Origin of the sequence: Ruminococcus sp. zg-924 (genome assembly GCF_024433635.1) — a bacterium.
GTDB lineage: Bacteria > Bacillota > Clostridia > Oscillospirales > Acutalibacteraceae > UBA7067.
Genome location: NZ_WNJZ01000008.1, coordinates 87,901 through 97,838, shown reverse-complemented (window position 1 = coordinate 97,838; position 9,938 = coordinate 87,901). Strand labels below are relative to the sequence as shown.

At 39.5% G+C, this 9,938-nt stretch carries 11 protein-coding genes, 3 tRNA genes and 1 rRNA gene; 14 read left to right on the top strand and 1 reads right to left on the bottom strand.

What is annotated here, in order from left to right; genetic code table 11:
* Positions 1–148: 148 nt before the first annotated feature.
* The 12 genes from GMA13_RS05430 (at position 149) to GMA13_RS05375 (ending at position 8,476) form a co-directional block, all read left to right on the top strand.
* A tRNA-Lys gene (locus GMA13_RS05430) sits at positions 149–224 on the top strand.
* A 42-nt stretch (positions 225–266) separates the two neighbouring features.
* Positions 267–341, top strand: a tRNA-Glu gene (locus GMA13_RS05425).
* 55 nt (positions 342–396) lie between these two features.
* Positions 397–513, top strand: a 5S ribosomal RNA gene (gene rrf, locus GMA13_RS05420).
* Positions 514–520: 7 nt separating this feature from the next.
* Positions 521–596, top strand: a tRNA-Asn gene (locus GMA13_RS05415).
* Between the two features lie 125 nt (positions 597–721).
* Entirely contained in the window at positions 722–904 is a 183-nt protein-coding gene (locus GMA13_RS05410; RefSeq protein WP_255883149.1) for a septation protein SpoVG family protein, read from the top strand.
* A gap of 191 nt (positions 905–1,095) precedes the next feature.
* Positions 1,096–1,887 (top strand): class I SAM-dependent methyltransferase, encoded by a 792-nt coding sequence (locus GMA13_RS05405; protein WP_255883147.1) that lies wholly within the window; start codon positions 1,096–1,098, stop codon positions 1,885–1,887.
* 409 nt (positions 1,888–2,296) lie between these two features.
* On the top strand, positions 2,297–2,989 hold the full coding sequence (locus tag GMA13_RS05400) for an ABC transporter ATP-binding protein (RefSeq protein WP_255883146.1): 693 nt from the start codon (positions 2,297–2,299) through the stop codon (positions 2,987–2,989).
* A gap of 4 nt (positions 2,990–2,993) precedes the next feature.
* Positions 2,994–4,142, top strand: coding sequence for an ABC transporter permease (locus GMA13_RS05395; protein WP_255883144.1), 1,149 nt, complete (start codon positions 2,994–2,996; stop codon positions 4,140–4,142).
* Between the two features lie 453 nt (positions 4,143–4,595).
* Positions 4,596–4,850 (top strand): heavy-metal-associated domain-containing protein, encoded by a 255-nt coding sequence (locus GMA13_RS05390; protein WP_255883143.1) that lies wholly within the window; start codon positions 4,596–4,598, stop codon positions 4,848–4,850.
* A gap of 18 nt (positions 4,851–4,868) precedes the next feature.
* On the top strand, positions 4,869–5,585 hold the full coding sequence (locus GMA13_RS05385; RefSeq protein WP_255883142.1) for an ABC transporter ATP-binding protein: 717 nt from the start codon (positions 4,869–4,871) through the stop codon (positions 5,583–5,585).
* A gap of 14 nt (positions 5,586–5,599) precedes the next feature.
* Positions 5,600–8,326, top strand: coding sequence for an FtsX-like permease family protein (locus tag GMA13_RS05380; RefSeq protein ID WP_255883141.1), 2,727 nt, complete (start codon positions 5,600–5,602; stop codon positions 8,324–8,326).
* 3 nt (positions 8,327–8,329) lie between these two features.
* Entirely contained in the window at positions 8,330–8,476 is a 147-nt protein-coding gene (locus GMA13_RS05375; RefSeq protein WP_255883140.1) for a hypothetical protein, read from the top strand.
* Between the two features lie 163 nt (positions 8,477–8,639).
* On the opposite strand, the gene GMA13_RS05370 is transcribed toward GMA13_RS05375, so the two are convergent.
* Entirely contained in the window at positions 8,640–9,017 is a 378-nt protein-coding gene (locus GMA13_RS05370) for a metal-dependent transcriptional regulator (RefSeq protein WP_255883139.1), read from the bottom strand.
* Positions 9,018–9,359: 342 nt separating this feature from the next.
* On the opposite strand from GMA13_RS05370, the gene GMA13_RS05365 reads away from it, so the two are divergent.
* Together GMA13_RS05365 and GMA13_RS05360 are read left to right on the top strand one after the other, a co-directional pair.
* A complete protein-coding gene (locus GMA13_RS05365; protein ID WP_255883138.1) occupies positions 9,360–9,572 on the top strand; it encodes a FeoA family protein in 213 nt (70 codons plus the stop codon).
* Between the two features lie 46 nt (positions 9,573–9,618).
* Positions 9,619–9,840, top strand: a complete 222-nt coding sequence (locus GMA13_RS05360; protein ID WP_255883137.1) for a ferrous iron transport protein A — start codon at positions 9,619–9,621, stop codon at positions 9,838–9,840.
* Positions 9,841–9,938 lie beyond the last annotated feature (98 nt).

Below are 9,938 nucleotides of genomic sequence, written 5' to 3'. Positions count from 1 at the left end.
GTGTGTAAGTGCCGTGAGGCATTCAGCTTGGCAGTACTAATAGGTCGAGGGCTTGACCACAGTCCTTTTGGTTAACTCAGTGCAATGTTTCTTCTTTTCTAAATCTTTATTCAGTTTTCAGGGTGCTTAGGTGTAAGCACAGAAAAATGCACCATTAGCTCAGTTGGTAGAGCACCTGACTCTTAATCAGGGTGTCCCGGGTTCGAGTCCCTGATGGTGCACCAAAGATGAGGGGCTGATGGAAAACCGTCGGCCCCGAGCAATATGGCTCGTTGGTCAAGCGGTTAAGACTCCGGCCTCTCACGCCGGCGACGGGGGTTCGATTCCCCCACGAGTCACCATGAATATTTACGCCGAAAGGTGATAAATATATATATGTGGGAAAACCACAAACAAGTTGGTATTGATGACACTGAGGGTCCACCTGTTCCCATACCGAACACAGAAGTTAAGCTCAGCGGTGCCGAAAATACTTGGCTGGAGACGGCCCGGGAAGATAGGGAGATGCCAACACATATATTCCTCCATAGCTCAGTCGGTAGAGCGCATGACTGTTAATCATGATGTCACTGGTTCGAGCCCAGTTGGGGGAGCCACAAGAGAGTAGAGTTTTCTACTCTCTTTTTTTTATTGATATGGTATAATTTAAATTAAGCAAATTTGATTTTCTGGAGTGATGAAATGTTTGAAACAAAACGTTTGAGAATAATAAGTTTTACGTTTGAGGATTCAAAAAGCTTTTGCAAGTGTTACAATCGGCGGCGCAGTAGCAATTCACGGCATTAGGGTTATGAGTTTCGCAAAAGGCTTGTTCGTTGCAATGCCTGCAAGCACATTTATTGATGATAACGCTGAAAAGTATTTCAGCAAGATTACTCACCCTGTTTCAAAAGAAGCAAGGTAATTACTCAATAGTATGGTTATTGATGCCTAAAATCAGACACTTGAAAGACAGCAGAGCGAAGATGAAACTTAGGATATGACATAGGATGAGTCGGAGAGCTTTACGAAGAGTATGTAAATTTGATTGACGGTTAATTTTGACTGCGATATAATATTTGTATGATAAATAAGATTTGTGTAGGTGTCGAAATTATGAACGAAGTAAATAAAACTTTGTTTATTCCGCTGTATGGTAAATCGCAGGTTAGCAAGAAGGGAATTATTTTAAAAGACCCTATGGCGGAAAAAATATGGGAGAAAGAGTCATTCCCAATCAGAGGAAAATCTAAATCAAAGTGGCTTACATATAATATGGCAATGAGAGCTAAGGTGTTTGATGATTGGACGGAAGAGATGCTCAAACAAGATAAAGAAGCAGTTGTTTTACACATAGGATGCGGTTTGGACAGCAGATGCCAAAGAATAATAAGCCCATATAAAAATTGGATTGACGGAGATTTTCCGGATGTTATTGCTTTAAGAAAAAACTATTATGAAGAAACAGACAATTATCATATGGTAAATTTCGACGCTGCAAATCCTGAGAATATTAAGTCACTTCCTAATGGCAATTCAGCTATTGTTATTCTTGAAGGTGTCAGTATGTACCTTTCCAATGAACAGATAAAAGGCTTCCTCCTTGTTTTGCAGGAGAAATATCAAAGGCTGCATATCTTAATGGACGTTTATACGGAATTTGGTGCAAAAGCCTCAAAGTATAAAAATCCTGTTAATGATGTAGGTGTAACAAAGCTTTATGGCATTGATGACTTTCGACCTATTCTTCAAAATACAAGAATTAAGCTCAAGTCTGAACACTCATTAACACCTGATAGGTTAGTTAATGAGCTAAGTGGTTTTGATAAATTCTTTTTCAAAATGATGTTTACGGGTGCAATGTATAAGAAAATCTATCGCCTTTATGAATTGAAAATGGTGCAATAAATCCCGTTTTATCATTAAAAAAAATCTCTGGATATTTTAAATTCTTTGGATATACTTGTTGCAGATGGGACGAATTGCTTGGCGATTATTATTTCCATTGCCATAACACTTCTAAAAGAAGAACAACAGCCTATCGGCTCAATAACATACGGGCTTGTGCGATGGAGATTGTGGAAAAGGAAATCATTTACAAATAGCATATAGGCGGCAGGCTGTAATGCTCTGCCGCCTATTGACTTTTTATGCAGTTCTGAGTATAATAAAAACAAGTGATGTAAAACGGCTGGTTTATAAAAGAGAGGGACAAGCTATGCCACCAAAATGTGCCGATTCACAGGTGATGAAATCAGTTCGATGATTACAGAGGTATTTATGGGTATTTTGAATAATATAAAGGAGTATAAAAACAATGATTAAAGTGAAAGACATTATAAAATCATACGGGAACGGTGAAAGCCGATTTCAGGTATTACAAGGTATCAGCCTTGAAATTCAGGACGGAGATTTTGTTGTGATCCTCGGTGCGTCAGGTTCGGGAAAGTCTACCTTTTTGAATGTGATTTCGGGGCTTGAACGCCCTGACAGCGGTAAAGTGTTTTATGATACAACGGAAATTACAGCACTTTCTGACAAAGAATTAACTGTATTTCGCAAGGAAAATGTTGGATTTATTTTTCAGCAGTATTATTTGCTCCCTGACATGAGCGTAGATAAAAATGTGAAAATGGGCGCTGACTTAGCAGGCAACAAAGATTATAAAAATGTTATTGAAGCAGTCGGGCTTGGAGAAAAACTACATAAATATCCGAGTGAGCTTTCAGGCGGCGAACAGCAAAGAGTTTCTGTTGCAAGAGCGTTAGCGAAAAAGCCAAAGGTATTGTTCCTGGACGAGCCTACTGGCGCATTGGATGAGCAGACGGGCAGACAGGTGCTGGACTATATTTGCAAGTTAAAAAAGCAGTATGGCTTTACGATTGTAATGGTAACGCATAATTTGAATATTGCGGAAATGGCCAAAACTGTTGTTAAAATGAACAGCGGAAAAATATCGGAAATTTACCAAAACGAAGTTCAAAAGTCCGCTTATGAGATTGGGTGGTGATGAGATGCTTATAGGAATAAAAAACGCTGCAAAGCTCATCGGCATTTCCATCATCGCCTGCTGTGCCGTACTTGTATGTACTATGTTTTTGAACTTTTATTTTGATGTTCAGTCCATTGAAAGTGAAATAACATCAGAATTATCTTTAATTTATTATAACGCTCAGGTATCGACGGCAAAGGTGGTTTGTCTTGTAAGCGGCGGTTGTCTGTTGATCACTTCAGCGGTTATGCTTATGTTTTATATCAAGCATTATATTGATACCCACAAAAAGGAGCTTGGTATCTTAAAGGCTTTAGGGTATTCAAATCTAAAAATCGCAAAAAGCTTTTGGGTATTTGGAATAAGTGCGTTTATTGGAACTGTGATTGGTTTCGGCGGAGCATTTCTGCTGATGCCATGGCTTTATGCCTTACAAAATAAAGATAAAATTCTTCCGGAGATAGCAATAAACTTTCATCCAATTATTTTTCTTTATTTTGTTATATTGCCGACAGTCGGTTTCTCTCTGCTTGCCATTAGCTATGCCTGGTGCAAATTAAAGAGACCCGTATTATCACTATTAAAAGAGGATTTTAAATCCTTAGCCAAAGTTAAGAAGCATAAAAAGGATAAACACAGCGAGTATTCTTTTGTGGATGACCTGAAAAGAAATACCTTAAAAAGCAAGAAAGTACTTGTATTTTTCATAATATTTGCTTCTTTCTCCTTTTCCGCTATGACACAGATGTCCTTTAGTATGAAAGACCTGTCAAGCGAAATGATGGGGGCAATGATACTGATTATCGGTCTTGTTCTGGCATTTACAACGATGTTCCTCGCTATCACAACAGTTATCAATGGAAATACAAGAACAATAGCTATGATGCAGGTTTTTGGCTATTCACAAAAAGACTGCTGCAAGGCAATTCTCAGCGGATACAGACCAATGTCCTATATTGGCTTTGCCATTGGAACAGTGTATCAGTACGTCTTGCTTCGGATTATGGTGGATATTGTATTTAAAGATTTTGAGGGTATGCCTATTTATGAATTTGATTTTCCTGTTATGATTATTTCACTTGTTGCTTTTATACTGATTTATGAAATTTTGATGTATGTGTATTCTGAAAGAATAAAGAAGATTTCAATTAAAGAAATAATGATTGAATAACCATCATCACAGAGCTAGACGCTTTAGCCGCAGAACCGATGGACTTGTGAGCAAAACTTCCCTCTCTATTGCCCGAAGTGGTCGATTGGATAAGACGGTATACAGATCAGAGTCGGTATTTTATATCCGGCTCTGTTATTTGCTTATTTGTAAATTTTTAAAATATACCTTTACTATCATTTTTAGGTATGGTACGGTAATCTGCAACGATGCGCCAAATGATGATGCGATTGAGTCCTGCAAAGCACTTGCAAGACATGAAATTTATAACTCAGCTCAAAGATTTTAAACATTACTGCCGTATCTTGACAAAAGGAATTTTTCTGTGATATACTAAACACAAAGTTGGCGGCCGCTAACGCACGGTGGTCGCTTTTATTGTACTGCATGGTTAGCTGTTGCTAACCTAAATATGCTGAGGCAACTAAAAGCAATTGATTGGAGGAAATCATTATGATAAAAATCACATTAGATATCGAAGGTATGGCTTGCGGAATGTGCGAGGCGCACGTCAATGACGCAGTGCGGCAGAATTTTGCCGTGAAGAAGGTCACATCTTCTCACAGTAAAGGGAAAACGGAAATTATTGCACAGTCAACCCTTGACGAAGAAAAACTGAAAGAGGTTATCGGAAAATCAGGATATAACGTTACAGCAATACATACCGAGCCTTATGAGAAAAAAGGCTTTTCGTTGTTTCACAGATAAGAAAGGACAGAATTTATTATGTCAGATACAGAAAAGAATTTTTTGAAAATTGTAGATTTAAAGAAATCCTTTGGCAGCGGAGAAACCCGTCAGGAAGTGCTCAAGGGCTTAAGCTTTTCAGTAGAAAAAGGCGAGTTTTGTGTGCTTCTCGGTCCTTCGGGTTCGGGAAAATCCACTTTGCTAAATATCATTGGAGGTATCGACAACGCTGACTCCGGATATATCTCTATCGGCGGTGACAAATTGGAGGATTTGGGTGAAAAGCGTTTGACGCAATATCGCCGTAAGCACTTGGGCTATGTATTCCAGCTTTACAACCTTATCGGAAACCTGAATGTAAAAGAAAATATCGAGGTGGGGGCATATCTTTCGGACAATCCACTGGATATTGACGAACTGCTAAATACGCTCGGGCTTTATGAACACCGCCATAAGCTGCCCAATCAGCTGTCAGGCGGTCAACAGCAGCGTGTTTCTATCGGCAGAGCGATTGTCAAAAATCCCGATATTCTGCTCTGCGACGAGCCGACAGGTGCGCTGGATTATACCACCTCTAAGGAAATCCTTAAGCTAATCGGGGATATCAATGCCAAATATAAAAATACTGTCATTATGGTCACGCATAATGAGGCTATTAAGGGTATGGCAGATCATATCGTAAAGCTGCGCGACGGCAAGGTACGCCTGAACGAGCATAATGACCACAAAATTTCCGCTGCCGAGCTGGAATGGTAAGGAGTGGAACAAGTATGAAAAAGAAAATTCATAATCCGCTCGTAAAACGTATTCCAAAGGAACTGCTTGGTGATTGGCGCAAGTATCTTGTAGTCAGTTTGTTTCTGATTCTTGTCATAGGATTTGTATCAGGAATGTATGTGGCAAACGAAAGTATGATGGCGGCGGCAAACAACGGCATTTCGGAATACAAGCTGGAGGACGGCCACTTTGAGCTCAACGAAAAAGCAGATGCAGAATTGCTTTCTGCCATTTCAACCGGTGAAAAGGCTGATGTAAAAGCGTACTATACCGACGAAGCCAAGGCAGAGCTTGACGAAAAATTTGAAGACGAATTCAAAGCGGAATTTACCAAGGAATTTGATAAAAATTTTGCCACCGAATTTAACGAAGCATTTGCCGCACAAATCAAAAGCGGACTTGCGGCGCAGGGAATGAATGAAACTGAGATTGCCGCTATGCTTCCTGCGGCGATTGAGCAGGCAAAACAGAACGGTGATTATCAGACAGCATACGATAAAGCCTACGAAGAGAAGTATAACAAAGCCTACGATGAAGCATATCAAAGTGCCTATGATGAAGCGTGGGACGATATTTTGACGGAGATTGATGAAAAGTATGCCGATGCGGAGGAAAAATACGAATTAAATGATCCCGATTTTCAGCCTGTGCCTGTAAAGCTTTACGAAAATTTCTTCCGTAACGAGGATGAGGACAACAATAACGACGGTGAGATTGACGGAACGGTTCGAGTGTTTGCAAAAACCGAGAATATCAACCTTGCCTGCCTGATGGACGGCAGAGTTCCCGAAGCAGATGACGAAATCGCAATTGACCGTATGCACGCAGATAATGTGGGTGTAAAGGTCGGTGACAATATTACCATAGGCTCAAAAAGCTTCCGTATCGTCGGACTTATCGCTTATGTCAACTATTCCACACTGCATGAAAAAAACACGGATTTAATGTTTGATGCGCTAAAATTCAATGTGGCAATGGTGACCGACGAAGGCTTTGACCGTTTTAAAAGTGATGTTCATTACAACTACGCTTGGCAGTACATAAATAAACCTACTGATGAAAATGCAGAAAAGAAGCTATCTGACAATTTGCTCCCTGCACTTATGACTCAGACTGTGGTTTTTGAGAACGGGCTTGAGAATTATCTGCCCAAATACGCCAATCAGGCTATAAATTTTGCGACAGATGATATGGGCAGCGATGTAGCTATGGGCGGCGTTCTGCTGGATATTTTTATTATCATTATTGCTTTCATTTTTGCAGTGACCATAAGCAATACCATCACAAAGGAATCAAAAACTATCGGAACTTTACGTGCCTCAGGTTACACTAAAGGTGAGCTTGTCAGACACTACCTTGCTATGCCTGTGATTGTAACGTTGATTTCGGCGGCGGTCGGCAATGTTCTCGGCTACACTGTTTTCAAAAATGTTGTAGTGTCTATGTATTACAACAGTTACAGTCTGCCTGCATACGAAACCATATGGAACACGGACGCATTTATTAAAACAACGCTGATTCCGCTGGTGCTGATGTTTGTTGTCAATCTGTTAATAATCTTAAAGAAGATGCAGCATACACCTCTGCAATTTTTGCGTGGTGATTTGAAAAAGAACAGAAGAAAAAAAGCTATGCGTTTGCCTAAGTGGAAGTTCTTCCGCCGATTCCGTCTACGCATCATCTTCCAGAATATCCCCAATTACCTGATTTTGTTCTTCGGTGTATTTTTCATTATGATAATGATGGCAATGGCGGTAGGAATGCCCGAAACGCTTGATTATTACAAGGAAAATGCAGGGGATATGATGTTCTCAAACTATCAGTATGTGCTGAATTCCTATGAGGATAAGGACGGAAATGTTGTCACTACAGAAAACAACGATGCCGAGCCGTTTTGTATGAATTCCCTGCAAAGAAAGAGCGACGCTCTCAACGAAGAAATCTCCGTTTACGGCATTGCAGATAACAGCAAATATGTAAACATTAAAGATTTGCAGTCTTTGCAGGACGGCGAGGTTTACATCTCAAATTCATTTTCTGAAAAATACGGCGTTTCTCTTGGTGACACAGTTACGCTTGACGAAAAGTATGAGAACAAGCAGTATTCCTTTAAGGTTGCAGGCTTTTATGATAAGTCCCTGAACATTTCGGTTTTTATGCCGATTGATGAGTTTCGCACAGCTTTTGATTTGGAGAAAGACGAGTTCAGCGGATACCTGTCCAATACAGAAATTACCGATATAAGCGAGGATAACATTGCCACAGTAATTACCGAGCAGGATATCACAAAGATGTGCGATCAGCTTGACCACTCAATGGGCTCGTATATGCAGTATTTCCAAGTGCTGTGTGTTCTTCTGTCGGCAGTGATGATTTATCTGTTGAGCAAGATTATTATTGAGAAAAACGAGAACGCCATTTCTATGACAAAGATTCTCGGCTACGAAAACCGAGAAATTGCAAGTCTGTATCTGAAATCCACGACCATAATCCTGCTGATTGCAGATGCCATAAGCGTTTTGCTTGGCTCGCTTGTAATGAGCAAGGCGTGGGAGGCAATTATGTTGGAGTACAGCGGATGGTTCACATTTCAAATCAGCCCGGTCGGATATGCAAAGATGTTCCTGTTTGTGCTGATTGGTTATTTAATAGTTGCGCTCTTGGATTTTAGGAGAATTAAAAAAATACCTATGGATCAAGCACTGAAAAATACAGAATAATCGTTGAATGATTTAAAATTTAATCTCTTCGCTGAGCTGCACTTGACGGTTGTATGCTTTGATAGCATCTACCCGGCGGTGCAGCTCGGCGGCTGTATGAATATAGTCGTTATGCTTATGCAGTTCTATCTGCATAGAAACAGGCAGTGAAAGAAAGTATCTATCGAATAGGAAAATATGAGAACATAAATCATAGAGCGCATTTCGTCAATTTATTTATTAAAGAATATTCTAAAAAACAAGGCACCCACTATAATAGTGAGTGTCTTGTTCCTTAACTTAATGATATTGCCGATATGCGGGTGATTGTGATTTAAATCTCTTTTTTGTATTTTTTAGCATGTTGTTTCATAGCCTCAAAGGTTTCATCACTAATATAGTGTTCAATTTTGCAGGCGTCCGTTTCTGCGGTTTTTTCGCTTACACCAAGATACATTAAAAAATTGGTAAGCATTGTGTGTCTTTCGTAAATTTTATGTGCAACTTCAAGACCAACATCAGTCAGCAACAAAAAACCGTCTGAATTGGAAGTAACATAACCTCCGTTTTTAAGAATACCTATAGCACGGCTGACGCTGGGTTTTGAGAACCCCATATATTCACCGACGTCAATAGAACGTACAGCACCGTGCTTTTTAGATAAAATGTAGATGGTTTCCAGGTACATTTCACCGGATTCCTGTAGACGCATACAAATTCCTCCAAAATAATTGATTGAAATCAATTACAATTTAATTTAGAATAGCATAACACAAACATTAATTAAAATCAAGCAATTGATGCCCATGCATTGTGCAAGAGAGAGTATTTGATAACAAAATCTACCTAAAACTTGTATAGTAATACAGGTTAGCGAGAGCTAACTTATTGTTGAACTTGCTGAATTTTTCAAATTAAAGAAATAACAGGGAAAATAGTGTTGACAGTTTCACTTATTAAAGTTATACTATTATCTGGTTAGCGAAAGCTAACTGATTTTTTGGCTTTGTAGTTAGCGTATGCTAATCTACTGTAAATTGAAGAAGGTGTAAAAATGATGCCGCTAACACTGGCAGATATCGGGGAAGAAAATATAATCAAGAAAATCAGCGGAAAGAATGAGGTGAAAACACATCTTGAAAACCTTGGCTTTAACGTTGGTGGAGCCGTAACGGTGATTAACACAATCGGAGGTAATGTTATAGTAAAGGTTAAGGAATCCCGCATTGCAATCAGTAAAGAAATGGCGCAAAAAATTATGATATAGTTTTCTGCGACAATTTGGTTTAATTATTAACGAGGAGGAGAGCAAGATGAAAACTTTGAAACAGGCAAAAATAGGCGATACCGTCAAGGTTGTAAAGCTTCACGGAGAGGGGGCAGTAAAGCGCCGCATTATGGATATGGGAATCACAAAGGGTGTTGAAGTACATATTCGCAAGGTTGCGCCCTTGGGCGATCCGGTTGAAGTAACTGTTCGTGGATATGAGCTTTCAATCCGCAAGGCAGACGCAGAAATGGTAGAAGTCGAATAAATTTCACTTTTAACAATGATACTAAAAAGTAAAGTCAAAAGCACGTTGTATTGAGCAACGTAATCGTTGCTTATATTTAAGAGAATACAATTATTTGG

Bases quoted from the DNA above. Each gene is read 5' to 3' on its own strand.
- GMA13_RS05405 (WP_255883147.1), top strand. From the start codon at position 1,096: ATGAACGAAGTAAATAAAACTTTGTTTATTCCGCTGTATGGTAAATCG.
- GMA13_RS05400 (WP_255883146.1), top strand. From the start codon at position 2,297: ATGATTAAAGTGAAAGACATTATAAAATCATACGGGAACGGTGAAAGC.
- GMA13_RS05395 (WP_255883144.1), top strand. From the start codon at position 2,994: ATGCTTATAGGAATAAAAAACGCTGCAAAGCTCATCGGCATTTCCATC.
- GMA13_RS05390 (WP_255883143.1), top strand. From the start codon at position 4,596: ATGATAAAAATCACATTAGATATCGAAGGTATGGCTTGCGGAATGTGC.
- GMA13_RS05385 (WP_255883142.1), top strand. From the start codon at position 4,869: ATGTCAGATACAGAAAAGAATTTTTTGAAAATTGTAGATTTAAAGAAA.
- GMA13_RS05380 (WP_255883141.1), top strand. From the start codon at position 5,600: ATGAAAAAGAAAATTCATAATCCGCTCGTAAAACGTATTCCAAAGGAA.
- GMA13_RS05370 (WP_255883139.1), bottom strand. From the start codon at position 9,017: ATGCGTCTACAGGAATCCGGTGAAATGTACCTGGAAACCATCTACATT.
- GMA13_RS05365 (WP_255883138.1), top strand. From the start codon at position 9,360: ATGATGCCGCTAACACTGGCAGATATCGGGGAAGAAAATATAATCAAG.
- GMA13_RS05360 (WP_255883137.1), top strand. From the start codon at position 9,619: ATGAAAACTTTGAAACAGGCAAAAATAGGCGATACCGTCAAGGTTGTA.